We start from the raw sequence: 26,829 nt of genomic DNA on the forward strand, positions 1-26,829 counted from the left end.
ACGGCCGGTCGGGTGACGGCCGCATGCGAATGCCTACGAGGTTATACGCCCTGGCTGACAGAGCTCATATTGAAATCGGGGACGCGCAGCGCCGGCATCGCGGCCCTGGTGAACCAGTCGCTCCACTCCCTGGGCAGCGTCTTCTCCGTACGGCCCGCCTCCGCCGCCCGGCCGAGCAGGTCCACCGGCGACTCGTTGAACCGGAAGTTGTTGACCTCGCCGGTGACCTCGCCGTCCTCGACCAGGTACACCCCGTCCCGGGTCAGCCCCGTCAGCAGCAGCGTCGCCGGATCGAGCTCGCGGATGTACCACAGGCAGGTCAGCAGCAGCCCCCGCCCGGTGGCCGCGACCATCTCCTCCAGCGAGCGGTCCTCGCCCCCGTCCAGGATCAGGTTGTCGATCCCGGGCGCGGTCGGCAGCCCGGTCAGGCCCGCGCCGTGCCTGCTGGTCGTCAGCCGGTTCAGCTCGCCCCGGCGCACCCACTCCGTCGCCGTCAGTGGCAGCCCGTTGTCGAACACCGACTGGTCGCCGCCCGAGGAGTGCGCGATCACGAACGGCGCCGACTCCAGACCCGGCTCGTGCGGGTCGCTGCGCAGGGTCAGCGGCAGCTCGGTCAGCCGCTCGCCGACCCGGGTGCCGCCGCCCGGCTTGGAGAACACCGTGCGCCCCTCCGCCGCGTCCCGCCCCGAGGCCGACCACAGCTGGTAGATCAGCAGGTCGGCCACCGCGGACGGCGGCAGCAGCGTCTCGTACCGGCCCGCCGGCAGCTCCAGCCGCCGCTCGGCCCAGCCCAGCCGTACGGCCAGCTCGGCGTCGAGCGCCGTCGGGTCGACGTCCTTGAAGTCCCGCGTGGAGCGCCCCGCCCACGCCGACCGCGTACGGTCCGGCGACTTGGCGTTCACCTCCAGCGTGCCGTTGGGCTGGTCGTGCCGCAGCCGCAGCCCCGCCGAGGTGCCCACGTAGCTGGAGACCAGCTCGTGGTTGGCGAAGCCGTACAGCTCCCGGCCGCCGGCCCGGGCGCGGGCGAACGCCTCGCCCAGCGCCGGGGCGAAGTCCGCGAACACGGCGGAGGAGGTCTCCGCGGGCGCCTCGGTGAACTCGGGGGACGGGGCCACCCCGGTGACCAGCGGCTGCGCGTCCTCGGCCGGACCGGCGCCCCGCGCGGCGGCCTCGGCGGCCCGCACCAGGGGCTCCAGCTCGTCGACGGTGACCGCCGACCGGGACACCACCCCGGAGGCCGTGCCCTGCGCGCCGTCCACCGTGGCGATCACGGTGAGCGTGCGCCCGCGCGTGACGCCGTTCGTGGTGAGCGCGTTGCCCGCCCAGCGCAGATTGGCGGTCGACCGCTCGTCGGCGATCACGACACAGCCGTCGGCCCGGGACAGTTCGAGCGCGCGCTCGACGACCTCGTGCGGCTTGTTGGTTCGCGCGCTCATCGCCCGGCCTCCTGCGTCGTGTTCAGAATGTTGACTCCCTTGAACAGGGCGGACGGGCAGCCGTGCGACACCGCCGCGACCTGCCCCGGCTGGGCCTTGCCGCAGTTGAAGGCACCGCCCAGGACGTACGTCCCCGGGCCGCCGACCGCCGCCATGGAGCCCCAGAAGTCCGTCGTCGTGGCCTGGTAGGCGACGTCCCGCAGCTGCCCCGCCAGCCGGCCGTTCTCGATCCGGTAGAACCGCTGCCCGGTGAACTGGAAGTTGTACCGCTGCATGTCGATCGACCACGACCGGTCTCCGACCACGTAGATGCCCCGGTCCACGCCCCCGATCAGGTCCTCCGTCGACATCCCCGCCGGATCGGGCCGCAGCGACACGTTCGCCATGCGCTGCACCGGCACATGACCGGGGGAGTCCGCGAACGCGCACCCGTTGGACCGCTCGAAGCCGGTCAGCTTCGCGATCCGCCGGTCCAGCTGGTAGCCGACCAGTGTGCCGTCCCTCACCAGGTCCCAGGACTGCGCCTCGACACCCTCGTCGTCGTAGCCGACGGTCGCCAGCCCGTGCTCGGCGGTGCGGTCCCCGGTGACGTTCATCAGCTCGGAGCCGTACCTCAGCCTGCCCAGCTGGTCGAAGGTGGCGAACGACGTCCCCGCGTACGCCGCCTCGTAGCCGAGCGCCCGGTCCAGCTCGGTGGCGTGGCCGATGGACTCGTGGATGGTCAGCCACAGGTTGGACGGATCCACCACCAGGTCGTACAGCCCCGCCTCGACGCTCGGCGCCCGCATCTTCTCGGCGAGCAGCTCCGGGATCCGCGCCAGCTCGTCGTCCCAGTCCCAGCCGGTGCCCGTCAAATATTCCCAGCCGCGGCCGACGGGCGGCGCGATCGTGCGCATGGAGTCGAACTCACCGCTGGAGTCGTCCACGGACACGGCCGTGAGGACCGGGTGCAGCCGCACCCGCTGCTGCGTCGTCACGGTCCCGGCGGTGTCCGCGTAGAACTTGTTCTCGTGCACGGTCAGCAGCGAGGCGTCGACATGGTCCACCCCGTTCGCCCCCAGCAGCCGCGCGCTCCAGTCGGCCAGCAGCCCGGCCTTCTCCCCGTCGGGCACGGTGAACGGGTCGATCTCGTACGAGGACACCCACGTCTTCTCGGAGTGCACCGGCTCGGCGGCCAGCTCCACCCTCTCGTCCGACCCGGCCGCCCGGATCACCTGCGCGGACAGCTTCGCCATCGCCACGGCCTGCGAGGCGACCTTCGCGGCGGCGTCGAGGGTCAGGTCCACCCCGGACGCGAACCCCCACGTCCCGCCGTGCACCACGCGCACCGCGTACCCGAGGTCGGTGGTGTCGGACGACCCGGCGGGCTTGGCGTCCCTCAGCCGCCAGGACGCGCTGCGCACCCGCTCCAGGCGGAAGTCCGCGTGCTCCGCCCCGAGAGCCCGCGCACGGGCGAGGGCGGCGTCGGCGAGGGCGCGCAGGGGGAGTGCCAGAAATGACTGATCGATGTCATGGGGCACGGGTAGGGGATCCCTTCGGGGCTTGCCTGTAGTGGCCATCGTCAGGCAGTGAACCACGTCGCCGGTGCCGGGCTCCCCCGAAATGCCTGACCGCGGGAGCGGCGAACCACGCGCGAAAGGGGCGGGGTTGGGGCGGGGGCGTGGCCGGCGCACCCTCCCGCGGCACGACCCGGGCGCCCTGGTGACCCGCGACGGCGGGACGCTGCGGACCGCGCGCGCCGAAGGGCTCCCGGCCCACGCGCCCGGTATGCCGGACCGTACCGGGGCCTGAACTGTAGGAACCCGACAGGAGGCCGCGAGCGCCACTGTCGGTGCCCCAATGTCCCGGGGCGGGCGCGGACCGATAGGTTTTCGGGTAGGCCGCCCGTCATCGCCGCCCGTCGTCCGGGCATCGGGCGGGTATGGAACCGCTATCGAAAGGGTGATCCGTTGAGCCGCTCGGTTCTCGTCACCGGAGGCAACCGGGGCATCGGCCTCGCCATCGCCCGCGCGTTCGCCGACGCCGGCGACAAGGTCGCCATCACGTACCGCTCGGGCGAGCCGCCGGCCGGCTTCCTCGCCGTCAGATGCGACATCACCGACACCGAGCAGGTGGAGCAGGCCTACAAGGAGATCGAGGAGACCCACGGTCCCGTCGAGGTCCTGGTCGCCAACGCCGGCGTCACCAGGGACCAGCTGCTGATGCGGATGTCCGAGGAGGACTTCACCTCGGTCGTCGAGACCAACCTCACCGGCACCTTCCGGGTCGTCAAGCGCGCCAACCGCGGCATGCTGCGCGCCAAGAAGGGCCGCGTCGTCCTGATCTCCTCCGTGGTCGGCCTGCTCGGCTCCGCGGGGCAGGCGAACTACGCCGCCTCCAAGGCCGGCCTGGTCGGCTTCGCCCGCTCCCTCGCCCGTGAGCTGGGTTCGCGGAACATCACCTTCAACGTCGTCGCCCCCGGATTCGTCGACACCGACATGACCCGGGAGCTCTCCGAGGAGCAGCAGACGAGGATCCTGGCGCAGGTGCCGCTCGCCCGGTACGCGCAGCCCGAGGAGATCGCCGCGGCCGTGCGGTTCCTGGCCTCGGACGACGCCTCGTACATCACTGGAGCCGTCATTCCCGTTGACGGCGGACTGGGAATGGGTCACTGAAACACCATGAGCGGAATTCTCGAGGGCAAGCGCGTCCTGATCACCGGTGTGCTGACGGAGGCGTCCATTGCCTTCCACACCGCCAAGCTGGCCCAGGAGCAGGGCGCCCAGGTCATCCTGACCGCGTTCCCGCGGCCCACCCTGACCGAGCGCATCGCCAAGAAGCTGCCCGAGCCGGCCAAGGTCATCGAGCTCGACGTCACCAACGAGGAGCACCTGGGCCGGCTGGCCGACGTGGTCGGTGAGGAGCTCGGCGGCCTCGACGGCGTCGTCCACTCCATCGGCTTCGCGCCGCAGGACGCGCTCGGCGGCAACTTCCTCAACACGCCGTTCGAGTCGGTCGCCACGGCCATGCACGTCTCGGCGTTCTCCCTGAAGTCGCTGACCATGGCCTGCCTGCCGCTGATGCAGAACGGCGGCTCGGTCGTCGGCCTCACCTTCGACGCGCAGTTCGCCTGGCCGCAGTACGACTGGATGGGCCCGGCCAAGGCCGCCCTGGAGGCCACCAGCCGCTACATGGCGCGCGACCTGGGCAAGCAGAACGTCCGCTGCAACCTGATCTCCGCGGGCCCGCTCGGCTCCATGGCCGCCAAGTCCATCCCGGGCTTCAGCGAGCTGGCCTCCGTGTGGGACACCCGTGCGCCGCTGGAGTGGGACCTGAAGGACCCGGAGCCGGCCGGCCGCGGTGTCGTCGCCCTGCTGAGCGACTGGTTCCCGAAGACCACGGGCGAGATCGTCCACGTGGACGGCGGTCTGCACGCCATCGGCGCCTGACCGTACGCCGCACCAGGGCCCGCGTCCCCGCAGGGGCGCGGGCCCTGCGCACGGGCCCGGTCAGCCCGTCGGAGGGCGGGCCCTGCGCACGGGCCCCGGTCAGGCCTCGGAGGGCGGACCGAACCGCCCCGGACGGCACACGAACGGATAGGCGGCGGCCTCCTCGGCCGCCGTCGCCGCGTCACCCGCGCGGATCGCTTCCACCAGCCGCCCGTGGTCCATGTGCGCCCCCGGCGACATGTCCCCGCCCACGTCGCCGCGCAGCCAGTCCCGCAGCACCTCGCTCAGATCCGCGTACACGGCGGTCATCACGTCGTTGTGCGAGGCGGCCACGACCGCCAGGTGGAACGTGGCGTCCGCCGCCACGAACGCCTCCGCGTCCCCCGACTCCCATGCCTCCTCCCGGCGCAGCAGCAGGGTGTCGATCTGCTTGAGGTCCTTCTCCGTGCGCCGCTGGGCGGCCAGCCGCGCCGCGGACGACTCCAGCGTCGAACGCAGTTCGCCGATGTGCCGGGGGTCGGCGTCGGCGAAACGGCGGTGCATCACGCCGGCCAGCTCACTCGTGGCCACCACGTACGTGCCCGAACCCTGGCGAATGTCCAGCAGCCCGTTGTGCGCCAGCGCGCGGACGGCCTCGCGGACGGTGTTGCGGGCCACCCCGAGCTGCTCGACCAGCTCCGGCTCGGTGGGGATGCGCGTACCGACCGGCCACTCGCCCGACGTGATCTGCGCCCGCAGGGCGGCGATGACCTGCTCGGACAGCGCCGAGCGGCGCGGATGACTCAGAGGCATGACACACCTTCGCACGACCGGGGCGCCGGCCGGTGCCCTTTCCGCCATGGACAACCAATCATCCCATGATTCTATGATGGTGCTTATGGCTCGCGAGGAAACCCGGACGCTCACGTCCACGACCGCACGTACGCCGGGCACGTCCGCAGTCCACAGCCCTTCCGGGGGCGCGCCGCCGCGCACCTGGCGGACACGGCTGCTCGTCGTCGGCATCGTGCTGGCCGCGGTGAACCTCCGCCCCGCCATCACCAGCGCCGGCGCGCTGCTGGAGGAGGTCCGTGACGGCCTCGGCATGAGCGGCACCGTGGCCGGACTGCTCACCTCCGTGCCCCCGCTCTGCTTCGCCGTCTTCGGTGTCACCGCGCCCCGCCTGGCCCGCCGCTTCGGCGCCGGAGCGGTGGTCTGCGCCGGCATGGCCGCCATCGGCACCGGCCTGCTGATCCGTCCGTACGTGGGCGGCACCGCGGCCTTCCTGGCCACCACCGCCCTCGCGCTGATGGGCATCGCCGTCAGCAACGTCCTGATGCCGGTCATCGTCAAGCGCTGGTTCCCCGACCGGGTCGGGTCCATGACCGGCCTGTACTCCATGGCCCTGGCCCTGGGCACCGCCACGGCGGCCGCGGTGACCGTGCCGGTGACCGACGCCCTGGGCGGGGACTGGCGGTCCGGCCTCGCCGTGTGGGCGGGCCTGGCGGCCGCCGCCGTACTGCCGTGGCTCGCCTTCGCACGGGAACGGGGCACGACACCGGCCGGGCGCCCACCCGCGCCGGACGGGCAGGAGCCCACGCATGACGTGCCGGCCCCCGCCGAGGCGCCCGCGCTGCGCATCACCCGCAGCCGTACCGCCTGGGCGCTGGCGGTCTTCTTCGGGCTCCAGGCGACCGCCGCCTACATCACCATGGGCTGGATGGCCCAGATCTACCGGGACGCGGGCGTCCCCGCGGGCACGGCGGGCCTGCTCCTCGCGGCCACCATGGTGATGGGCGTGCCGCTGGCCTTCGTCATACCGCGCCTGGCCGCCCGGCTTCCCCACCAGGGGCCGATCGTGGTCGCGCTCGGGGTGAGCGGCCTCGCCGGATACGCGGGCCTGTACTTCGCGCCGGCCGCCGGAGCCTGGCTCTGGGCCGTGCTGCTGGGCATCGCCAACTGCGCCTTTCCGCTGGCGCTCACCATGGTGGGCATGCGGGCCAGGACCAGCGGGGGAGTGGCCCAGCTGTCCGCCTTCGCGCAGAGCACCGGCTACCTGATCTCCATCCCCGGCCCGCTGCTGGTGGGCGTGCTCTACCAGCACAGCGGAGGCTGGGGCCTCCCGCTCGCCCTGATGGCCGGCCTGATGATCCCCCAAACAGTCATCGGCGTCCTCGCCGGCCGCAACCGCACGGTGGAGGACGAAGCAACGCCCGCGTGACCCACCCCCCCAGGGGCGCGGGGAACTGCGCAAGGGGGGTCTGGGGGCGCAGCCCCCAGGGACGGGACGGGAAGGGGCGGCGGGGGCGAAAAAGCACCACGACCGGCCCCGACCTCAGCCCCGGCCCCGCCGCCCCACCCGTCCCGGCCCCGCCGCCCCGCCCGTGCCGCCGCGCGGAGTCCGCCACGCCCCCCGAAGCAGATCCCGGGCGGCCGAGGTGCGAGACTGACCCACATGCCAGTCCTCGACCCGAATCCCCAGAACGGCCAGCGCAAGCTGCTGCTCGTCTTCGCCACGTTCTTCGCCATCTTCATCGTCATCGGCGTGATCGCGACCATCCTCGCGCCGTGACGGCCCCCTGCGCCCCGCCCGACGGCGCCGGCGACGGCCATGGTGGTGCTGGCACCCCTATCCCCTAGGGGGCCAGGCTCAGGGTCAAGTGGGTGGGTCACCGGATGGGTTGGGGCCCGCACGATCCGTACCTTCGAGATGTGGCCGCGACGGCGGGTCACGGACACCCGAAGAGCGGAGGCTTCATGTCGGCGCACACGCACACCCGGCCCCATCCGGCCCCCCGGGGCGGCGCCGACACCCGGCTGCCCTGGTGGGCCCTGGCCCTGCCCGCCCTCGCCTTCGTGGCACTGCTCAGCCTGATCCTCAACCCCTCCGACGCCCACGCGGCCGCCGGTGAGCCCACGATCGCCCACCTCGTCGAGCGCGCCCGGCAGCTCATAGCCCGCTGAACACCTGTGGAGGCGCCGGTCAACTCCCTGCGCCCCGTGGCCTGTTTCGTGCGAAGCTGGGCTACATGAGCGTCGCAGAACCCCGCAGGATTGTCCTTTTCCGGCATGCGAAAGCCGACTGGCCCCCGGTGTCCGACCATGAGCGACCCCTCGCGGAGCGTGGCCGCACGGACGCCGCAGTCGCCGGACGCAAGCTCGCCGACACCGGAATCGCCTTCGATCTGGCCCTGTGCTCCACCTCGGTCCGGACCCGGGAGACCTGGAAACTCGCGGTCCACGAGTTCCCGCAGCGGCCGAAAACCGTCTACGAGGAGCGGATCTACGAGGCCTCGCCCGGTGAGCTGATCGCCCTGCTCAACGAGACTCCCGACGACGCGCAGAACGTCCTCCTGGTCGGCCACAACCCGGGCATCCAGGGACTCGCCGACATCCTGGCGGGCGAGTCCGAGGGAGACGCCCGCGCGCGCATGAGCCGCCTCGGTTACCCCGCCGCCGCCTTCGCCGTCCTGTCCTTCAACGGCTCGTGGAAGTCCCTCGAGCCCGGCGTCGGCACCCTGGCCGACTACTGGGCGCCGACCGAGTGACACCCGGCGTGACAGGGCCCGGCACCCGGCGTCCGCCGCTGCCGGGCCCCTGCCCCGCGTCTCAGTCCAGTTCCAGCGTGTCGGCGGCCTCGACCTCTTCCCGCGTGACGCCCAGCAGGTAGAGGACCGTGTCCAGGAAGGGCACGTTCACCGCCGTGTGCGCGGCCTCGCGCACCACCGGCTTGGCGTTGAACGCGACACCGAGCCCCGCCGCGTTCAGCATGTCCAGGTCGTTCGCCCCGTCACCGATCGCGACCGTCTGCGACAGCGGCACACCCGCCTCCGCGGCGAACCGGCGCAGCAGCCGGGCCTTGCCCGCCCGGTCCACGATCTCGCCGGTCACCCGGCCGGTCAGCTTCCCGTCGACGATCTCCAAGGTGTTGGCCTGGGCGAAGTCCAGTCCCAGCCGCTCCTTCAGATCATCGGTGACCTGGGTGAAGCCACCCGAGACCACGCCCACCTGATAGCCCAGGCGCTTCAGCGTACGGATCAGCGTGCGGGCGCCCGGCGTCAGCCGCACCTCGCTGCGCACCTTGTCCACCACGGAGGCGTCCAGCCCTTCCAGCAGCGCCACGCGTGCGTGCAGCGACTGCTCGAAGTCCAGCTCCCCGCGCATGGCGGCCGCCGTCACCTCGGCGACCCGGTCCTCGCAGCCGGCGTGGGCGGCGAAGAGCTCGATCACCTCGTCCTGGATCAGGGTGGAGTCCACGTCCATGACGACGAGGCGCTGCGCCCGCCGGTACAGCCCCGCCCCGACCACGGCGATGTCGACGCCGAGCCTGGCGGCGTCGGTCACCAGCGCCGTGCGCAGAGGCTCCGTCTCCACGCCGGACACCGCGAACTCCACCGCCGTCACCGGATACTTGGCCAGCCGGAAGATGCGGTCGATGTTGCCGCCGGCCCTCGTGATCCGTGCGGCGATCGTCGCCGTCGCCTCCGAGGTGAGGGGGTGGCCCAGCACGGTGACCAGGGACCGGCCGAGTCCGCGCGGGCGGTTGTCGCCCCTGCCGGAGATGATCTCCGCCTGCATCTTCATCGACTCCGCCCAGCTGTGGACGGTGGCCCGCAGATCGCCTTCCAGGCCCTCGGGCGGCTGGCTCACGAGCGCGCAGAGCACGATGCGGCCACGGGTGACGACCTGCTCGATGTCGACCACGTCGACCGAGTAGGCGGCGAGAGTGTCGAAGAGGCCGGCCGTGATGCCCGGCCTGTCCTTGCCGAAGATCTTGACAAGGAGGGTGGGAACGTCGGAGGTCTGCGATGCGCTCATGGTCCCCCCACCGTATCCGGCACCCAGTGCCCCCCGCCTCCGAGGTCCGCCACCCGGACAACCACCCCGGCCCACCGTGTGATCCGCCCCAGGGGCATTTCCAGCCCCTCCGGCGTTTGAGGAGCGGGGGCCCGGGGGCAGCGCCCCCGGAGGACGGGAACGGGAAGGGGCGGCGGGGGCGAAAAAAGGTCCCCCCGGCAACCGCTCGCACCCGCAACTCACCGCCCGCCCTCCGGCCCACGCGGCCCCGGCGGAGACGGCGGAGGAGGAGGCGGCGGAGGGGGCGGAGGCGGCCCCTCGTCCGGCCACAGCGACGCCCGCTCCCCACCACCCCTCCGCCCCTCCCCACCCCGAGGACCACACCCCCGCCCGACCGGCCCGACGGGCCCGATCACGGTCGGCGCCTCCGAGACATCGCCCCCACCGCCACCCCCGGCCGGCGGCACCCGCAGATACGGATTGGTGTCCGGATTCGGCGGCCGGAACGCAACCCCCGGCACATACGGCCCCGCCCCCCCCCCCCGCCGGCGGCACCCGCAGATACGGATTGGTGTCCGGATTCGGCGGCCGGAACGCAACCCCCGGCACATACGGCCCCGCCCGCCCCACCTCCTCCCACCCCTCCCCGACCGCCCCCACCGCCCTGTCACCCCGTGCCGGAACCGCCGCCCGTCCTCCCGCCGCTCCGCTCGCCCGCGCCAGCAGCGCACCCGCCGCCCCCGCCCCCGCCCCCCACGCCGCCCCCAGCAGCAGCGCCGTGCCGAGCCGCCCGCGCAGCTCGATGCCCGCGTCGTAGGCGTCGAAGCCCAGTACGGACAGGGAGGCGTCCGCGGACACCACCGTGAGCAGGGCCAGCAGCGGCAGCGTCACCGCCGCGACGACGCCCAGCCGCACCGCACACCTCCCCACGAAACCAGCGGCCCCCGCCGACTCCGCCACCCCCGCGGCCCCCACCGAGTCCGCCGGCACCGGCGTCCGCACCGCCGTCAGCACCCCCGCCAGCAGCATCATCAGCGCGGCGGCCACCCCGAGCAGCCACACCCGCCCGTCGAGCTCGGCCAGCCGTCCCAGCGTGACCGGCCGGTCCGGGCCCGCCCGCAGAAGGTCGTCCACGGGATGGGGCAGCACCCCGAGCAGTGGACCGCTCGCCCGCCCCTCCCACGGCACGAAGAGGCCGACGGGTATCCCGAGCCACACCCCGTTCGGCGCCGCCAGCAGCGCCGCCCCCGCTATCCGCCGCGGATGGTCGTCGCCGGCCGCCGCGTATCCGGCCCCCGCGTATCCCGCCGCCACCGCCAGCAGCAGCACCGTGACGAGGGCGGACACCGCCGGCCGTACCGCCCGGTGCACGGGTTCCCAGCCACCCGGCAGCGGCGTACGGCGGGAAGCCAGCAGCGCCACCAGCAGCACACCGGCCGACCAGCCCAGACCACCGAGCAGCGTCGGCACCGTGTCGACGGTGAACCCGACCGCCGCCGAGGCGTCGACGAGATCACCGACGCGGTCCGGCAGCAGCCCTCCGACGTCACCCAGCCCCGGGATCTCGACCTCGCCGCCGCCCATGCCCGGCAGACCGTCCAGCCCCAGCGAGCCCAAGTCGACGGTGACGACGTCGTGACCTGCCCGCACCAGGCCGCCCGTCATCGCCACGAACAACGCGACCACCGCACCCGCGCGGGCGAGGAGTTCGGCGGGGGAGACGACAACTCCCGCCGCCCGCAGGGAGCGCAGGAAGAAGTACGACAACAGCAGCGCACCCACGAGGCTCACGCCCAGTGGCGTGAAGTCGACGGCCGTGCCGACCTCCGCGCCCGACACCCCGTGGGCGGACACGTCACCGGACGGTGTGACCGCACCACCCGCCCCCAGCGCCACCACGGCCGCGGTCATCGGCCCCAGCGAACCGGCCGCGTCCGCGTCCAGCAGACGCAGCCCGAGCGCCGCCGTCCCCGCCATCCCGATCAGTGCCCAGCTCACCGCCGCGATCGCGGACACCAGCACGTCGGCCCATGGCACGCGCCGGCCCGACCACGCGGCGCCGACGCCCGTGGCAGTACTCATGGCAGACCCCCCGATCCGCGGCGCGGCAACAACACCGCGCATGTCCCCCTCGCGTGGTTTACCACTTTCCGAACCGATTTCAACCCCGTCGGCGCACCCCCGTCGATGCGTTGGTGCGCGCTCGTGACAAGCCCGGCTTTCGGTCACGGGGACGAGCCTGAAATAGTTCCCCCCGATGTTCGACATCCCTAGACTCCCTGCGATGGGGGAAACTCGGGGGACAACTCAGTGGGGCATGGAGTGCCGGAACTCGTACTGGAATCAAACGGACGGACCTGGACGCTCGATCCGTCCAGGGCCTACACCCTCGGACGTGATCCGCAGGGGGACGTCGTGCTGGACGACGCCAGGGTCTCCTGGCGTCACGCCACGATCAGCTTCAACGGGCGCAGTTGGGTCATCGAGGACCACGGCAGCACCAACGGCACCTTCGTGCAGGGGCAACGGATCCACCATCTGGAGTTCGGCTCCGACACGGTGCTGAACCTGGGCAACGCGACCGACGGGCCGCGCGTGACCCTCACCGGCGCCGGCGCCGGCGCGCCGCAGGCCCGGCCGCAGCAGCCGTACGCCGCCCAGGGCGCGAACGCCGGCTGGGCCCAGCAGGCGCCGCAGCAGCAGCAGCCGCCGGCCCAGCACTCCGGCTGGCAGCCGCAGCAGCAGGCGGCACCGCAGCAGCCCGCGCCGCACATCCCGCAGCAGCAGGGCCCCGGTGGTGGCGCGGGGGCGCCGCCGGTGTACGGCGACCGCAGTCCCACCACGTTCCACCAGTTCTCCCTCGGGCGCGTGATGCGCATCGGCCGTGCGCTGGAGAACGACCTCGTCGTCTCCGACCTCCAGGTCTCCCGCAACCACGCCGAGTTCCACTCCACGCCCGACGGCCGCATGGAGATCCGCGACCTCGGCTCGCACAACGGCACCTACGTCAACGGTCTGCCGATCGCCAAGGGCGGCTCGCAACTGCTCGGCCCCACCGACATCGTGGGCGTCGGTCACTCGACGTTCCGGATCGTCGGTGACCGGCTCGAGGAGTTCGTCGACACCGGTGAGGTGTCCTTCTCCGCCCGCCACCTGACCGTCACGGTCGACGGCGGCAAGCAGATCCTCAAGGACGTCTCCTTCGGGGTCCCCGAGAAGTCCCTGATCGCGGTCATCGGCCCGTCCGGTTCCGGCAAGTCCACCCTGCTCAAGGCGCTCACCGGCTACCGGCCCGCCGACCGGGGCGAGGTCCTCTACGACAACCGCAACCTCTACAAGCAGTTCGCCGAGCTGCGCCAGCGCATCGGTCTGGTCCCGCAGGACGACATCCTGCACAAGGAGCTGACCGTCAAGAAGGCCCTGAAGTACGCGGCCAAGCTCCGCTTCCCCGCCGACACCACGGCCGCCGAGCGCGACGCCCGCATCGACGAGGTGCTGCGCGAGCTCAAGCTGGACATCCACAAGGACAAGAAGGTCACCTCCCTGTCGGGCGGCCAGCGCAAGCGCGTCTCGGTGGCGCTGGAGCTGCTCACCAAGCCGTCGCTGATCTTCCTGGACGAGCCGACGTCCGGCCTCGACCCGGGCATGGACCGCGACGTCATGCAGCTGCTGCGCGGCCTCGCCGACGACGGCCGTACCGTCCTCGTCGTCACCCACTCGGTGGCCGAGCTGGCGATCTGCGACAAGCTGCTGGTGATGGCGCCGGGCGGTTCGGTCGCCTACTTCGGCCCGCCCGAGGAGGCCCTGAACTTCTTCGGCTACGACACCTGGGCCGATGTCTTCTCCGCCTTCGAGAACTACCGCGACTACGACTGGGCGGGCCGCTGGAAGGGCTCGCAGCACTACCAGATGTACGCGGCGGACATCGACGCGGTCGCGCCGCAGTCCGTACAGGTTCCGGCGATGCAGGCCATGAAGCCGCCGAAGCCGCAGGGCTGGATGTCGCAGTTCGTCACCCTGGTGCGGCGCTACGTCTCGGTGATCGTCTCCGACAAGGGCTTCCTCGCCCTGATGGTGATCCTGCCGGCCGTCCTCGGCGCGGTCAGTCTGCTCATCGACGCGGACAAGGGCCTGCTGCCCAACCCGCCGAACCCGCAGAGCGGCCGCATCATCCCGAACGGCACGGCGACCACGGTCCTGCTGATACTCGCCGTGGGTGCCTGTTTCGCGGGTGCGGCGAACTCCGTGCGCGAGCTGATCAAGGAACGGGTCATCTACGAGCGGGAGCGTGCCACCGGCCTGTCCCGTTCGGCGTACCTGATGTCGAAGGTGTTCGTGCTCGGCATGATCACCGTGCTGCAGGGCCTGCTCGTCGGTGTGATCGGATTCTCCAGCCGGGAGATCCCGGAGGAGGGCCTGGTCTTCGGCGGCTTCACGCTGCTGGAGCTCTCCGTGCCGATCATGGCGCTCGGCTTCACCTCGATGATGTTCGGCCTGATCATCTCCTCGCTGGTGAAGACCGCCGAGAAGACCATGCCGCTGCTGGTGATGTTCGCGATCATCCAGGTCGTCTTCACCGGCTGCCTGTTCACGCTGCACGGCTCGATCGGCGTCAACCAGTTCTCGTTCCTGATGCCGTCGCGCTGGGCGGTCGCCGCCTCGGGCGCCACGCTGGACTTCAACCGGATCAGCCCGCCGGAGACGGCGGGCGACACCGACCCGCTGTGGGAGCACACGGTCGGCGCCTGGGCGATGGACATGGGCGCGCTGATCGTCCTCGGCGTGATCTGCGGCTTCTTCGTGGCCCGCTTCCTGCGCCGCCACGAGCCCGAGGTCATGCGCAAGTGACCCGCGCCGTACGACCCCGAAGGGCGGCACCCCGTCAGGAGGGTGCCGCCCTTCGGCGTCTGTGCTCGCGTCGCAGAGGTCCGCGCCGACCTCAGTACGCGCTGTCGACGTTGTCCATGGTGCCGTACCGGTCGGCCGCGTAGTTGCAGGCGGCGGTGATGTTGGCGACCGGGTCGTAGATGTTCTTCGAGGTGCCCGGGACGTGGTAGGCCTCGAACGTCGGCGGGATCACCTGGAGCAGGCCCTTGGAGGGGATGCCGTTGCGGGCGTTGATGTCCCAGAGGTTGATCGCCTTGGGGTTGCCGGAGGACTCCCGCATGATGTTGCGGTGGATGCCCTCGTAGGAGCCGGGGATGCCGTGCTTCTTCATGATGGACAGGGACTCGCGGATCCAGCCGTCCAGGTGGTTGCCGTAGCTCTTGGGGGCCGACGTGTTCGCCTCGGCGCGCTCGGCGGAGCGGGAAGCGGCCTCCTTGGCCTGGCGGGCCCGCTCGGCCTCGGCCTTCGCGGCAGCGGCGGCGGCCTTCTTCTGCGCGGCGGCCTCGGCCTTCTGCGCCGCTGCCTCGGCCGCGGCCTCCTTCTTCGCCGCGATCTGCTCGACCTTGACGCTGGAGGAGGCGAGCCGGTCGGTGACGTCCGCCTTGACGCCCTGGATCGGCTCCGTGCTGTACGAGACGTTCGCCGCGGGAGCGGAGGCGGCCTCGCTCGTGGTGGTCGTGGACGCGTTGCTCGGGACGGCCGAGAACCCGATGGCGGCGGCACCGAGGGCGGCGACGCCCGCGACGGCCAGCTTGTGGTGACGGGTCAGCGCACGACTGTGACCACGGGTGAGGAAGTTCTTCGACATGCGGGAGGACCTCTTCGAATAGCGCGGAGGTCGCTCAACGTCCGGCGGGGACATGGTGCTTCCGGCACGAACGCCGCGGATCGGAACCCACGGCGCTGAGCGACGCAGCCATTCTTAGCGGCCGCAAAATCGCTGGGCAAAGGTGTGACGTACGAAGCCGGGTAGTGGATCAGGGAGGGGCGAATCGGGGCAGATTGGGCAGTACGCCCCGCTCACGTGGACGGTATGTCTCTCCTAGGGCGCTTCGTACGTGATGTGCGCCCTATGCCCGGCCTCACATCCGCCACCCCCGCCTCTCACCCCTGGTTGCTGGCGCAATGCGCTGCGTGAGGTGGCCCCGGTCACCCCGGCAGGACCAGATGCGCATCCCCGAACTCGTGCCACAGGTAGCGCCCGCGCAGCGCCTCCGCGTACCCCCGGCCGACCGCCTCCCGCCCGGCGACCGCCTCCAGCATCAGCAGGTGCGAGGCGGCCGGCTCGTGCAGCCCCGTCAGCAGCCCGTCCACCACCCGCACCCCCCGCTGCGGGGTCACCACCAGATCGGTCCACCCCGCCCGGGCGCGCACCACCCCGTCCGCCCCGGCCGCCGACTCCACCGCCCGTACGGCCGTCGTCCCCACCCCGATCACCCGGCCGCCCCCCGCCCGCACCGCGCCGATCAGCCGCGCCGACGCCTCCGGCACCACGTACCGCTCCGGATACGGCGGCTCGTGCGCCTCCGCCGACGCCACCCCCGTGTGCAGCGTCACCGGGGCGAACCCCACCCCGCGGCTCACCAGCTCCGTCACCAGCCGCGCGGTGAACGGACGCCCCGCACTCGGCATCTCCGCACTCCCCAGCCCGTCCGGCGACGGCAGCGCGAACACCGTCTGGTACGCCGACAACGGCTGATCCCGCTCCGTGTACGCGTACCGGACGGCCCGCCCGTGCTCCCGCAGCACCCCGAGCACGTCCCGCGACACCCGCGCCCACCACAGCCGGTCGCCCCGCGCGCTCAGCGGCTCCTCCAGCACCAGCCGCGCACCCCCGGCCAGCCGCACCCCTGTACCCGCGGACGCGCCCGCGCGCGCACGCGTGGTGCCGCGCCCGTCGGGCTCCCGCAGTTCCACCGCCCAGCGGCCGTCGTCACCCCGCGTGGAGAAGTGCACCACCACACCCGCGCCCCCGAGCCACCCGTCGACGGCCGCCGCCAGCGTCGGCGACGTGTTCACCACCAGCAGGTCCCCGGCCCGCAGCAGCCGCGGCAGCTCCACGAAGGCGTGGTGCGACACCTCCGTACCCCGCGACACCAGCAGCCGCACCGCGTCCCGGTCCAGCCCCGGCCCCCGCTGCTCCACCGGCACCCGCGCCGACAACTCCTCCGGCACCTCCACGACCACCGTCATCGCCGCTCCTCCAGCAGCGCCGGAGCCCCGTAGCGACCGCTCGCCGGCCGCCCGTCCAGCAACGCCAGGAACGCCGGCACCACCTCGGCCGGATCGGGCCGGTGACCGTCGTCGTCCGGCACGGCCGCCGCGTACAGCTCCGTCGCCATGTCACCGGGATCGACCGCCCACACCCGCAGTCCCGGCTCCTCCACCGCCAGCACCGCCGCCAACCGGTCCAGGGCCGCCTTGGACGCCCCGTACCCGCCCCACGTCGGGTACGCCTCGGCGGCGGCGTCCGAGCTGACCACGAGCACCGCCCCGGCGGGCGCCGCCCGCAGCAGCGGCAGCGCCTCCTGCACCAGCCCCAGCGCCGCCACCAGGTTCACCTCCAGCGCCCGCCGCAGGCCCTCCAGCGGCAGCTCCTCCAGCGGCACCAGCGGCTCGGCGCCCAGCGCGCTGGCGTTGTGCACCAGCAGATCCACCCCGCCCAGCCGCCACGCCGCTGCCACCAGCTCCGCACGGTGCCCCGCGTCCGTGACGTCCCCGGGCAGCGCGGTCACCCGCGTGCCGTGCGCCGACACCAGCCCCGCCGTCTCTGCCAGCGGAACCGGCCCCCGCGCGTCCAGCACCAGATCCCAGCCACGCTCGGCCAGCGCCCGCGCGAGCGCCGCCCCGAGTCCCTTCGAAGCCCCCGTGATGATCGCAACCGGCATGACAACCGTCCCCTCGTCGTCGGCGACGCCCGATCGGCGTGCCCCCAACGTAGGGACCCGCCGGCCGCCGCCGCCTCGGCCCCGGGACGCAGGGACCCGGGTCCGTTCGCCCTACACCGCCGTCCCCGGGTCCGCGGCCCTACGCCGGCGGCCGCGCACACCGGACCGCGGACCTAGGACCAACGCCCCGCCGCCGCCCGCCGCCCGCCCGATCCGCGCCGCCGGCCCCCACCGGTACCGTGAGGAGCATGAGCCACGGCCCCCGGTCCGGCCTCGCCGCGGTGAGCGCCGCGTTGCTGGCCATGAGCAGGCACCTCGAGGTCCGCGACGTCCTCAAGACGATCGTCGCCTCGGCCCGCGAACTCCTCGACGCCCAGTACGCCGCCCTCGGCGTGCCCGACGACCACGGCGGCTTCGCCCAGTTCGTGGTCGACGGCGTCAGCGACGAGCAGTGGAAGGCCATCGGGCCCCTCCCGCGCCAGCACGGCATCCTCGCCGCGATGATCGGCGAGGCCACCCCGCAGCGCCTCGCCGACGTGCGCCGCGATCCCCGCTTCGAGGGCTGGCCCAGCGCCCACCCCGATCTCGTCGACTTCCTGGGCCTGCCCATCCGCGACGGCGACGAGGTCATCGGCGCCCTGTTCCTCGCCAACAAGAACTGCGACAGGACCGACGGGACCTGCGGCTTCACCGAGGACGACGAGGAACTGCTCGCCATCCTCGCCCAGCACGCCGCGATCGCCCTCACCAACGCCCGGCTCTACGAACGCAGCCGCGAACTGACCATCGCCGAGGAACGCTCCCGCCTCGCCCACGAGCTCCACGACGCCGTCAGCCAGAAACTCTTCTCCCTGCGGCTCACCGCCCAGGCCGCCGCCCGCCTCGTCGACCGCGACCCCTCCCGCGCCAAGGGCGAACTCCAGCAGGTGGCCGTCCTCGCCGCCGAGGCCGTCGAGGAACTGCGCGCCGCGGTCGTCGAACTGCGCCCCGCGGCACTCGACGAGGACGGCCTGGTCGCCACGCTGCGCACACAGGTCCAGGTCCTGGACCGTGCCCACACCGCGCGTGTCACCTTTACCGGCCACGGCGTACGCGCCCTGCCCGCGGCCCAGGAGGAGGCGCTGCTGCGGGTGGCCCAGGAGGCGCTGCACAACGCCCTGCGGCACTCCGGCGGCGACCGCGTCGACGTCACCCTGGAGCGCAGGGGAGGCGGGGCGGTCCTGCGGGTCAGCGACGACGGCAGCGGCTTCGAGACGCCCGTCGTGCGCCGCGCGGGCCGCCATCTGGGCCTGGTCTCCATGCGGGACCGGGCGAGCGGGGTCGGCGGCAGGCTGACCGTGGAATCGGCGCCCGGCAAGGGCACCACGATCGAGATGGAGGTTCCCGGTGGCTGACGCGATCAAGGTGCTGCTGGTCGACGATCACCAGGTGGTACGCCGGGGCCTGCGCACCTTCCTGGAGGTGCAGGACGACATCGAGGTCGTCGGCGAGGCCGCGGACGGCGCGGAAGGGGTCGCCCTGGCGGGGGAACTGCACCCCGACGTCATCCTCATGGACGTCAAGATGCCCGGCATGGACGGCGTCGACGCCCTGCGCAGGCTCCGCGAACTGGGACATCCGGCGCGCGTGCTGATCGTCACGAGCTTCACCGAACAGCGCACCGTGGTCCCCGCGCTGCGCGCGGGCGCCGCCGGCTACGTGTACAAGGACGTCGATCCCGACGCGCTCGCCGGAGCGATCCGCTCCGTGCACGCCGGGCACGTGCTGCTCCAGGCGGAGGTGGCCGGCGCGCTGCTCGCCCAGGAGGAGACCGGCTCGGGTCAGGGACGCGCGGGCTCGCTCACGGAGCGGGAGCGGGAAGTGCTCGGGCTCATAGCGGACGGCCGCGCCAACCGGGAGATCGCCCGCGCCCTGGTCCTCTCGGAGAAGACCGTGAAGACCCATGTGTCGAACATCCTGATGAAACTCGATCTGGCGGACCGGACCCAGGCCGCCCTGTGGGCCGTACGCCACGGCCTCAGCGGCTGACCCGGGACGCCTCCGGCCCGGCGGAAGGTTCCCCTCCGGTCCGAGATTCATACCGTAGTGGGAATGCCCCCCGGATGGCCGTATCCCTCGGCGGTGCCGGCCGTTCTCCAGTGCACGCTGCGGCGCCTGTCGCAGCGATCGCTAGGAGGGCTCGGAAAGTGAAGAACCTGAAGAAGGCAGCGGCCGTGACGATGGTGGCCGGTGGTCTGCTCGCCGCCGGCACCGGCATGGCCTCCGCCACCGACGGCAGCCACGCCCACGGCAAGGCCGTCGGCTCCCCGGGCGTCGTCTCCGGCAACGTCATCCAGGTCCCGGTCGACGTCCCGGTCAACGTCTCCGGCAACAGCGTCAACGTCATCGGCCTGCTGAACCCGGCCTTCGGCAACACCGCCGTCAACCACTGACGCCCACCCCAGAGCCCCGGCCGCCCGCCCCCACCGAGGCGCCGGGGCTCCCCCCTGCCCCCACGCCCAGTCGACCGGCGCACCCCGACGCGCCCTCCACGCTCCGCTCTCCGCTCTCCGCGGGCAGTCGTGCCGCAGGGCGGCACGGGTGGGCGCGACGGCACCCCGCCGGCGCCGGGCTGCGCAACCTCCCCCCGGCCCGCACCCGCGCCAGGGCCACCCCCGAGCACCGGGCTGCTACAGCCCCCGGCCCACCAGCCCCGGCACCACGCCAACCCCCCTCACCCGAACCCCCGCTCCTCCACAACGGAGTTGTACGCCGCTACCCGCGCCCGCCGAGCCGTCCGCTCCACCGGCCGCAACGCCTCCGCCCGCCCCGCCATTTCCGACGCACTCACCGCACCCCCGTGCCCGCCACGCCCCGCCAGCGACACCAACGCCCCCACCCGCTCCGCCAGCTCCAGCACCCGCACCGCCCGCGGCGGATACCCCGGCGCCAGCACATCCCGCCCCCGCGACGCCATCGCCCGCGCCCGGTACGCGTCGATCGCCGCCTCCGCCACCGGCCCCGACCCGGCCACGTCCAGCCGCGTCAAAACCTCCGTCGCCTCCCGCAACGCCTCGGCCAGCTCCCGCTCCGCCTCCCCGAGCGACGGCACGTCCGCAGGCGGCGCCTCCCGTACCGGCAGACAGTGCCAGACCACCTCGACGCGCACATCACCGGGCGGCCCCGCCTCGTGCACCTCCGGCACCAGCCCCAGCGCGGCCCCGGAACAGACCACCGCCTCCTCCGCCTCCAGCGCACGCGCGTTGAACTCCGCCGGCCCGCTCAGCCCCAGCGGATGCCCCGGCACCGGCAACGCCACCCGCAGCCCGCTCACGCCGAGCGCCCGCAGCCGCCCCAGCGCCAGCGTGAGCCCCACCGGCGCGGCCTCGCCCGGCAGCCCCACCACCCGGTGCACCGCGTCCTCCCCGACGACCGCGACCGCGGCGTCATCCGGCGGGACAAGTCCGGCAAGCAGGGCGTTTCCCCAAGCGGCGAGACGCCCGGAGCGTGGTTCCGAAAGCATGCGTACACCCTAGACAGAGCCCAAGAGCCGGACCGGAGGAATGTCCGGGTCGACCGGTGGCGTAGATTTCATGAAGGGCTGCGCCCACGGGTGCGGCGGACCGACCCACAAGGCGTACGCGACAGCCGAGACCGGCCACACTGCAAGGGGAGACAACGCGCTCATGAGCGATGTTCTGGAGCTTCAGGACGTATCCGTGGTCCGTGAGGGCCGGGCTCTGGTGGACCAGGTCTCCTGGTCGGTCAAGGAGGGCGAGCGCTGGGTCATCCTCGGCCCGAACGGCGCCGGCAAGACCACCCTCCTCAACCTCGCCTCCAGTTACCTCTACCCCAGCACGGGAACCGCCACCATCCTCGGCGAGACCCTCGGCAAGCCCGGCACCGACGTCTTCGAGCTGCGCCCCCGCATCGGCATGGCCGGCATCGCCATGGCCGACAAGCTCCCCAAGAAGCAGACCGTCCTGCAGACCGTGCTCACCGCCGCCTACGGCATGACCGCCGGCTGGCAGGAGGAGTACGAGGACATCGACGAGCAGCGCGCCCGCGCCTTCCTCGACCGCCTCGGCATGTCCGACTACCTGGACCGCAAGTTCGGCACCCTCTCCGAGGGCGAGCGCAAGCGCACCCTCATCGCCCGCGCCCTGATGACCGACCCCGAGCTGCTCCTCCTCGACGAGCCCGCCGCCGGCCTCGACCTCGGCGGCCGCGAGGACCTCGTACGCCGCCTCGGCCGCCTCGCCCGCGACCCGATCGCCCCCTCCATGATCATGGTCACGCACCACGTGGAGGAGATCGCCCCCGGTTTCACCCACGTCCTGATGATCCGTCAGGGCAAGGTCCTCGCCGCCGGCCCGCTGGAGCTCGAACTCACCTCCCGCAACCTCTCCCTCTGCTTCGGCCTCCCGCTCGTCGTCGAACAGGTCGGCGACCGCTGGACCGCCCAGGGCCTGCCGATGGCCTGAACCGCACCACCGGACGCAACATCCCGAGCCGCACGGCGCGTTCAAACTGATCGGCGCCCTGTCGGCGACCGGGCGCCCGGTCCTACCATGGCCCGGTGGACATCGACGCATGGCTGTGGTGGCTGATCGGCGCGACGGCACTCGGCATCGGGCTCGTGATCACCGCGATGCCCGAACTCGGCTTGCTCGCGGTGGGCGCCGTCACCGCGGCACTGGTCTCCGGAGTCTTCGGCGGGGGCGCCGTCGCCCAGGTCGTGGTCTTCGCCGTCGTCTCGACGGCACTCATCGCCGTCGTACGCCCCATCGCCAGGAGACACCGCACCCAGCGGCCCGAACTCGCCACCGGCGTCGACGCCCTGAAGGGAAAACAGGCCGTCGTACTGGAACGCGTCGACGGATCGGGCGGCCGGATCAAGCTCGCGGGCGAGGTCTGGTCGGCACGCGCCCTCGACGCCGGCCGCGCCTACGACGTGGGCCAGGAAGTGGACGTCGTCGACATCGAGGGAGCCACGGCGATCGTCATGTGACCCCATCACGACACAACTGCGGCGAACAATCCCCCAGTTGCACCGACGGTCTGACAGACTCGACCAGCAAGATCTTCAACAGCGAGATCTTCCCAGGCACAACAGCTGCCCTAGGCGCCGAGGTCAAGAAGGGTTCGGGGAACCGACGATGGAACCGATCATCATCGTCCTGATCATCCTGGTGGTGTTGGTCTTCATCGCCCTGATCAAGACGATCCAAGTCATCCCACAGGCCAGCGCCGCCATCGTCGAGCGCTTCGGCCGCTACACGCGGACACTGAACGCGGGCCTCAACATCGTCGTCCCGTTCATCGACACCATCCGCAACCGCATCGACCTGCGCGAACAGGTCGTCCCGTTCCCGCCGCAGCCGGTCATCACCCAGGACAACCTGGTCGTCAACATCGACACCGTCATCTACTACCAGGTCACCGACGCCCGCGCCGCCACCTACGAGGTCGCCAGCTACATCCAGGCCATCGAGCAGCTCACCGTCACCACCCTGCGCAACATCATCGGCGGCATGGACCTGGAGCGCACCCTCACCTCCCGCGAGGAGATCAACGCGGCCCTGCGCGGCGTCCTCGACGAGGCCACCGGCAAGTGGGGCATCCGCGTCAACCGTGTCGAGCTCAAGGCCATCGAGCCGCCCACCTCCATCCAGGACTCGATGGAGAAGCAGATGCGCGCCGACCGCGACAAGCGCGCCGCCATCCTCCAGGCCGAAGGTGTCCGCCAGTCCGAGATCCTGCGCGCCGAGGGCGAGAAGCAGTCCCAGATCCTGCGCGCCGAGGGCGAGGCCAAGGCAGCCGCCCTGCGCGCCGAGGGCGAGGCCCAGGCGGTCCGTACGGTCTTCGAGGCCATCCACGCCGGCGACCCGGACCAGAAGCTGCTCTCCTACCAGTACCTCCAGATGCTCCCGAAGATCGCCGAGGGAGACGCCAACAAGCTCTGGATCGTCCCCAGCGAGATCGGCGACGCACTCAAGGGCCTCTCCGGCGCGATGGGCAACTTCGGCGCCATGGGCGGCAACAACACCCCCGCCCCCAACGTCCCCGCCCAGGAACGCCGCGAGAAGCCCTCCATCGACTAGGGCAACCCCTCAGGGGCGCGGGAAACCGCGCGACGAGCCACGACGCACCCGCGGTCGGGCCGGCGCCCGCGCCCCTGAGACGCAGCCGTTCACGCCGCGTCCAGCGCCAGCCACTCCGGCAACGCCTCGAACTCCTCCGCGCCCAGCGCCAGCAGCATCGCGTCGGCCGGCGTCGGCTCGAACGGCTCCCGCAGCAACGGCATACCGGCCTGCTCGGGCGTCCGGTTCGCCTTCCGGTGATTGTCCTCCGCGCAGGACGCCACCGTGTTCAGCCACGTGTCCTGCCCACCGCGCGACCTCGGCACCACGTGGTCCACGGTCGTCGCCCGACGGCCGCAGTACGCGCACCGGTGCCGGTCCCGGACCAGCACACCCCGCCTCGACCACGGCGCTTGTCTTCGGAACGGCACCCTCACGTACTGGCAGAGCCTGATCACCCGGGGCGCCGGTATGTCGACCGCCGCTCCACGCATCCGCAGTTCGGGGTGGGCCTGCTCGACGACGGCCTTGTCCTGAAGCACCAGAACGACGGCTCGGTTCAACGTCACCGTCGACAACGGCTCGAAGCTCGCGTTCAGCACCAGCGTGTCCCGCATACCAGCCCACCTCCCGTGTGCACCGGCCCACCCCTCGGCGGGCTGGGATCAACTCTGGCCGGGCACGCCGGGATGGACAACGCAATATCCGCTGCTCCCGCGGGAGGCACCGCCCCCCCCCCCCGCGACCCCCCCCGAAAACAAAAATGCCCGCCCCTGATCAATTCCAAGACCAGGGGCGGGCAAACGTTCCATGAACGCCCGGAGCGGTACGGAGGGCTCAGGACTCCGCGGGCACCTCGTACTCACCGATCAGATGGGCACGCGCGAGCGTGTGGAAACGCAGGTTGAAACCCACCGCGGCCGGAGAGGCGTCCGAGTCCGGACCCAGCTTCTCCTGGTCCACGGCGTACACCGTGAACACATACCGGTGCGGCCCGTCCCCGGGCGGCGGCGCGGCGCCACCGAACTCCTTGCCGCCGTAGTCGTTGCGCACCTGTACGGCGCCCTCGGGCAGCCCCTCGAACGAACCACTGCCCGCACCCGCCGGCAATTCCGTCACCGAGGCCGGAATGTCGAACACCACCCAGTGCCAGAACCCGCTGCCCGTCGGGGCGTCCGGGTCGAAGCACGTCACGGCGAAGCTCCTGGCCTCCGACGGGAAGCCCTCCCAGCGCAGGTGCGGTGAGGTGTTGCCGGCCGCGTGAACCTGAGCGTCCTTGAGCGTCGCGCCTTCCGTCACATCGTCACTGGTCACCGTGAACGACGGCACCGGCGGATGGAAGTCGTGGGGGAGCGGCCGCCGCTTGAGCTCGGTCACCTCGGTACCTCCTGATCGTCTGCGTTCGGTCGGAACCGAGCCTAGAACCAGTTGCGCCTGCTGCCGACCTCCGACAGCCACTGGTTGAGGTACGCCGCCCAGTCGGTCCCCTGGTAGTCGTTCAGCCCCACCTTGAAGGAACGGAAGGTGTCGCTGCCCTCGCTGAACAGGCCGGGCTTCTTGTCCATCTCCAGCACGACGTCCATGGCCTGGTCGTCCGCCACGAAGCTCAGCTCGACCTGGTGCAGCCCCCGGTACTGCTGCGGCGGGAAGAACTCGATCTCCTGGTAGAACGGCAGCTTCTGCCGGGTGCCACGGATGTGCCCGCGCTCCATGTCCGCGCTCTTGAAGCGGAAGCCCAGCTGGATGAACGCGTCCAGGATCGCCTTCTGCGCCGGCAGCGGGTGCACGTTGACCGGGTCCAGGTCACTGGAGTCCACGGCCCGGGCGATCGCCAGCTCCGTGCTCACCCCGATGTTCATCCCGCGCAGCGGCTGACCGTCGATCATCGTGATCGGCGTCTCCCACGGAATCTCCAGCCCGAACTGCACCGCGTGCACCGCGCCCGCCTGGAGTTCGAAGGCGCCGCCGAGCTGCGACTTCGTGAACTCGATGTCCTGCTTGTACTCCTGGTCGCCGCTCTCCACCTCGACCTTGGCCTGCAGCCCCACCGACAGACCCTCGATCTGCTGGTTCACGGACCCGCCCTGGATCCGCACCTCGCCCTGGACGACCCCGCCCGGAACGACGTTGACCTCGTGCAGCACCGTCTCGACCGAGGCCCCGCCGGCTCCCAGACTCGCCAGCAGCTTCTTGAACGCCATGTCTCTCCCTCTGTCGTCCTGCCATCGCTTGTGTGCAAGGACCGCTGATCCCTAACAACGCGATCCGGCCGTGGCCGGTTCCGTCGGTCCTCACCCCGGCAAGAGCGGCGTCCGTTCAACACCCTCTCCAGTACCCTCGGACGGCATGATCGCGACCCCCGACCGTACGCCCCTGCCCAGAAACTTCTTCGACCGACCCGTCCTCGAGGTCGCCCCCGACCTCCTCGGCCGGATCCTGGTCCGCAGCACCCCGGACGGTCCGATCGCCCTCCGCCTGACCGAAGTCGAGGCCTACGACGGCCAGAACGACCCGGGCTCCCACGCCTTCCGCGGTCGCACGGCACGCAACGAGGTCATGTTCGGCGCGCCCGGTCACGTATACGTCTACTTCACCTATGGCATGTGGTTCTGCATGAACCTGGTCTGTGGTCCCGAGGGACGGGCGAGCGCGGTGCTCCTGCGGGCCGGGGAGATCGTGGAGGGAGCCGAGCTGGCCCGTTCGCGCCGGCTCACGGCCCGCAACGACAAGGAACTGGCCAAAGGCCCTGCCCGACTCGCCACGGCCCTCGGCGTCGACCGCGCCCTCAACGGGACGGACGCCTGCGCGAGCGGCGACACCCCGCTCCGTATCCTCACCGGCACCCGAGCGGCATCCGCTCAGGTGCGCAACGGTCCGCGCACCGGGGTCTCGGGCGAGGGGGCCGTACACCCATGGCGGTACTGGGTCGACAACGACCCGACCGTGAGCCCGTACCGGGCCCACGTGCCGCGGCGCCGACGGAGTTGACTCCTCGATCGAAGATGCGTAAGGTGGCCCGAGCCGCTTGACCCGGGTACGGCGTTCGCCTGCAGCCGGAAGCGGCCAACCCACTACCTACAATCACCCCTCAGCGGGGCCGAATTCTTCATGCCCGCATGCCTGAATTCGCTCACCGCACAGCCCGATTATGAATCGAGCGAGGGAATCGGCTAGCGTAGTGAATGTCGAAAGGCCGACAGGCGAAAGTCATCGACTCGACGGCAAAACCCGCCGACTGGGATTCAGGTCCGAAAGGTTCTGATAGAGTCGGAACGGCCGGAAAGGGAAACGCGAAAGCGTGAACCTGGAAAGCACCGAGGAAATCGGATCGGAAAGATCTGATAGAGTCGGA

The 26,829-nt window shown here is 71.9% G+C and carries 25 protein-coding genes and 1 pseudogene; 14 read left to right on the top strand and 12 right to left on the bottom strand.

What is annotated here, in order from left to right:
• Nucleotides 1-41 precede the first annotated feature (41 nt).
• Nucleotides 42-1,436 carry a metallopeptidase TldD-related protein gene (locus tag IE172_RS05665; protein WP_190095935.1) on the bottom strand — a complete coding sequence of 465 codons (1,395 nt, stop codon included), beginning with the start codon at nucleotides 1,434-1,436 and terminating at the stop codon, nucleotides 42-44.
• The gene (locus IE172_RS05670; protein ID WP_190095936.1) at nucleotides 1,433-2,956 is read right to left on the bottom strand and encodes a TldD/PmbA family protein; all 1,524 of its coding nucleotides are present in this window, start codon (nucleotides 2,954-2,956) and stop codon (nucleotides 1,433-1,435) included. Before IE172_RS05670 ends, IE172_RS05665 begins: the two co-directional genes overlap by 4 nt.
• 429 nt (nucleotides 2,957-3,385) lie before the next feature.
• Between IE172_RS05670 and fabG the strand changes: the two genes are divergently transcribed.
• Together fabG and fabI are read left to right on the top strand one after the other, a co-directional pair.
• Nucleotides 3,386-4,090 (top strand): 3-oxoacyl-[acyl-carrier-protein] reductase, encoded by a 705-nt coding sequence (fabG, locus tag IE172_RS05675; protein WP_190095937.1) that lies wholly within the window; start codon nucleotides 3,386-3,388, stop codon nucleotides 4,088-4,090.
• A gap of 6 nt (nucleotides 4,091-4,096) precedes the next feature.
• Nucleotides 4,097-4,864 (top strand): enoyl-ACP reductase FabI, encoded by a 768-nt coding sequence (fabI, locus tag IE172_RS05680; protein WP_190095938.1) that lies wholly within the window; start codon nucleotides 4,097-4,099, stop codon nucleotides 4,862-4,864.
• A 99-nt stretch (nucleotides 4,865-4,963) separates the two neighbouring features.
• Here the strand turns inward: fabI and IE172_RS05685 are convergent, their stop codons facing one another.
• Complete coding sequence (locus IE172_RS05685) at nucleotides 4,964-5,656, bottom strand: FadR/GntR family transcriptional regulator (protein ID WP_190095939.1); 693 nt, start codon at nucleotides 5,654-5,656, stop codon at nucleotides 4,964-4,966.
• 73 nt (nucleotides 5,657-5,729) lie between these two features.
• Between IE172_RS05685 and IE172_RS05690 the strand changes: the two genes are divergently transcribed.
• The 4 genes from IE172_RS05690 (at nucleotide 5,730) to IE172_RS05700 (ending at nucleotide 8,391) form a co-directional block, all read left to right on the top strand.
• Complete coding sequence (locus IE172_RS05690) at nucleotides 5,730-7,064, top strand: CynX/NimT family MFS transporter (protein WP_190095940.1); 1,335 nt, start codon at nucleotides 5,730-5,732, stop codon at nucleotides 7,062-7,064.
• Between the two features lie 234 nt (nucleotides 7,065-7,298).
• Entirely contained in the window at nucleotides 7,299-7,415 is a 117-nt protein-coding gene (locus tag IE172_RS35090) for an SGM_5486 family transporter-associated protein (protein ID WP_267483346.1), read from the top strand.
• A 185-nt stretch (nucleotides 7,416-7,600) separates the two neighbouring features.
• Entirely contained in the window at nucleotides 7,601-7,807 is a 207-nt protein-coding gene (locus IE172_RS05695) for a hypothetical protein (RefSeq protein WP_190095941.1), read from the top strand.
• Between the two features lie 65 nt (nucleotides 7,808-7,872).
• Nucleotides 7,873-8,391 (top strand): SixA phosphatase family protein, encoded by a 519-nt coding sequence (locus IE172_RS05700; protein ID WP_190095942.1) that lies wholly within the window; start codon nucleotides 7,873-7,875, stop codon nucleotides 8,389-8,391.
• Nucleotides 8,392-8,452: 61 nt separating this feature from the next.
• Here the strand turns inward: IE172_RS05700 and serB are convergent, their stop codons facing one another.
• The gene (gene serB, locus IE172_RS05705; RefSeq protein WP_190095943.1) at nucleotides 8,453-9,661 is read right to left on the bottom strand and encodes a phosphoserine phosphatase SerB; all 1,209 of its coding nucleotides are present in this window, start codon (nucleotides 9,659-9,661) and stop codon (nucleotides 8,453-8,455) included.
• Nucleotides 9,662-10,411: 750 nt separating this feature from the next.
• Nucleotides 10,412-11,908 (bottom strand): annotated as a pseudogene (locus IE172_RS05710) (streptophobe family protein); the annotation flags it as partial.
• 54 nt (nucleotides 11,909-11,962) lie between these two features.
• Between IE172_RS05710 and IE172_RS05715 the strand changes: the two are divergent.
• The gene (locus IE172_RS05715) at nucleotides 11,963-14,488 is read left to right on the top strand and encodes an ABC transporter ATP-binding protein/permease (RefSeq protein ID WP_190095944.1); all 2,526 of its coding nucleotides are present in this window, start codon (nucleotides 11,963-11,965) and stop codon (nucleotides 14,486-14,488) included.
• 91 nt (nucleotides 14,489-14,579) lie between these two features.
• On the opposite strand, the gene IE172_RS05720 is transcribed toward IE172_RS05715, so the two are convergent.
• The 3 genes from IE172_RS05720 to IE172_RS05730 all read right to left on the bottom strand — a co-directional run bounded on the left by IE172_RS05720 (nucleotide 14,580) and on the right by IE172_RS05730 (nucleotide 17,415).
• The gene (locus IE172_RS05720) at nucleotides 14,580-15,335 is read right to left on the bottom strand and encodes a transglycosylase SLT domain-containing protein (protein ID WP_190095945.1); all 756 of its coding nucleotides are present in this window, start codon (nucleotides 15,333-15,335) and stop codon (nucleotides 14,580-14,582) included.
• A 341-nt stretch (nucleotides 15,336-15,676) separates the two neighbouring features.
• The gene (locus IE172_RS05725; RefSeq protein WP_190095946.1) at nucleotides 15,677-16,720 is read right to left on the bottom strand and encodes an S-adenosylmethionine:tRNA ribosyltransferase-isomerase; all 1,044 of its coding nucleotides are present in this window, start codon (nucleotides 16,718-16,720) and stop codon (nucleotides 15,677-15,679) included.
• Nucleotides 16,717-17,415 carry an SDR family NAD(P)-dependent oxidoreductase gene (locus IE172_RS05730; protein WP_190095947.1) on the bottom strand — a complete coding sequence of 233 codons (699 nt, stop codon included), beginning with the start codon at nucleotides 17,413-17,415 and terminating at the stop codon, nucleotides 16,717-16,719. The genes IE172_RS05725 and IE172_RS05730 overlap by 4 nt, the downstream gene beginning before the upstream one ends.
• A 248-nt stretch (nucleotides 17,416-17,663) precedes the next feature.
• On the opposite strand from IE172_RS05730, the gene IE172_RS05735 reads away from it, so the two are divergent.
• The 3 genes from IE172_RS05735 (at nucleotide 17,664) to IE172_RS05745 (ending at nucleotide 19,847) form a co-directional block, all read left to right on the top strand.
• Nucleotides 17,664-18,809, top strand: a complete 1,146-nt coding sequence (locus tag IE172_RS05735) for a GAF domain-containing sensor histidine kinase (protein WP_190095948.1) — start codon at nucleotides 17,664-17,666, stop codon at nucleotides 18,807-18,809.
• On the top strand, nucleotides 18,802-19,443 hold the full coding sequence (locus IE172_RS05740; RefSeq protein ID WP_190095949.1) for a response regulator: 642 nt from the start codon (nucleotides 18,802-18,804) through the stop codon (nucleotides 19,441-19,443). Before IE172_RS05735 ends, IE172_RS05740 begins: the two co-directional genes overlap by 8 nt.
• A gap of 158 nt (nucleotides 19,444-19,601) precedes the next feature.
• Complete coding sequence (locus tag IE172_RS05745) at nucleotides 19,602-19,847, top strand: chaplin (RefSeq protein ID WP_190095950.1); 246 nt, start codon at nucleotides 19,602-19,604, stop codon at nucleotides 19,845-19,847.
• A gap of 281 nt (nucleotides 19,848-20,128) precedes the next feature.
• Here IE172_RS05745 and IE172_RS05750 read toward each other — a convergent pair whose 3' ends face one another.
• Complete coding sequence (locus IE172_RS05750) at nucleotides 20,129-20,917, bottom strand: Rv1486c family protein (protein WP_190095951.1); 789 nt, start codon at nucleotides 20,915-20,917, stop codon at nucleotides 20,129-20,131.
• Between the two features lie 163 nt (nucleotides 20,918-21,080).
• Between IE172_RS05750 and IE172_RS05755 the strand changes: the two genes are divergently transcribed.
• The 3 genes from IE172_RS05755 (at nucleotide 21,081) to IE172_RS05765 (ending at nucleotide 23,498) form a co-directional block, all read left to right on the top strand.
• The gene (locus tag IE172_RS05755; RefSeq protein WP_190095952.1) at nucleotides 21,081-21,878 is read left to right on the top strand and encodes an ABC transporter ATP-binding protein; all 798 of its coding nucleotides are present in this window, start codon (nucleotides 21,081-21,083) and stop codon (nucleotides 21,876-21,878) included.
• A gap of 95 nt (nucleotides 21,879-21,973) precedes the next feature.
• Nucleotides 21,974-22,405, top strand: a complete 432-nt coding sequence (locus IE172_RS05760; protein WP_190095953.1) for an NfeD family protein — start codon at nucleotides 21,974-21,976, stop codon at nucleotides 22,403-22,405.
• 148 nt (nucleotides 22,406-22,553) lie between these two features.
• The gene (locus tag IE172_RS05765) at nucleotides 22,554-23,498 is read left to right on the top strand and encodes an SPFH domain-containing protein (protein ID WP_190095954.1); all 945 of its coding nucleotides are present in this window, start codon (nucleotides 22,554-22,556) and stop codon (nucleotides 23,496-23,498) included.
• An 89-nt stretch (nucleotides 23,499-23,587) separates the two neighbouring features.
• On the opposite strand, the gene IE172_RS05770 is transcribed toward IE172_RS05765, so the two are convergent.
• From IE172_RS05770 to IE172_RS05780, 3 genes are all read right to left on the bottom strand, one after another.
• The gene (locus IE172_RS05770) at nucleotides 23,588-24,094 is read right to left on the bottom strand and encodes an HNH endonuclease (RefSeq protein WP_189595904.1); all 507 of its coding nucleotides are present in this window, start codon (nucleotides 24,092-24,094) and stop codon (nucleotides 23,588-23,590) included.
• Nucleotides 24,095-24,314: 220 nt separating this feature from the next.
• Nucleotides 24,315-24,854, bottom strand: a complete 540-nt coding sequence (locus IE172_RS05775) for a YbhB/YbcL family Raf kinase inhibitor-like protein (RefSeq protein WP_190095955.1) — start codon at nucleotides 24,852-24,854, stop codon at nucleotides 24,315-24,317.
• A gap of 41 nt (nucleotides 24,855-24,895) precedes the next feature.
• On the bottom strand, nucleotides 24,896-25,678 hold the full coding sequence (locus tag IE172_RS05780) for a sporulation protein (RefSeq protein ID WP_190095956.1): 783 nt from the start codon (nucleotides 25,676-25,678) through the stop codon (nucleotides 24,896-24,898).
• Between the two features lie 145 nt (nucleotides 25,679-25,823).
• Between IE172_RS05780 and IE172_RS05785 the strand changes: the two genes are divergently transcribed.
• Nucleotides 25,824-26,465, top strand: a complete 642-nt coding sequence (locus IE172_RS05785) for a DNA-3-methyladenine glycosylase (protein ID WP_190095957.1) — start codon at nucleotides 25,824-25,826, stop codon at nucleotides 26,463-26,465.
• Nucleotides 26,466-26,829: the final 364 nt, after the last annotated feature.

This window comes from Streptomyces griseoflavus, assembly GCF_014649995.1.
Classification (GTDB): domain Bacteria; phylum Actinomycetota; class Actinomycetes; order Streptomycetales; family Streptomycetaceae; genus Streptomyces; species Streptomyces griseoflavus.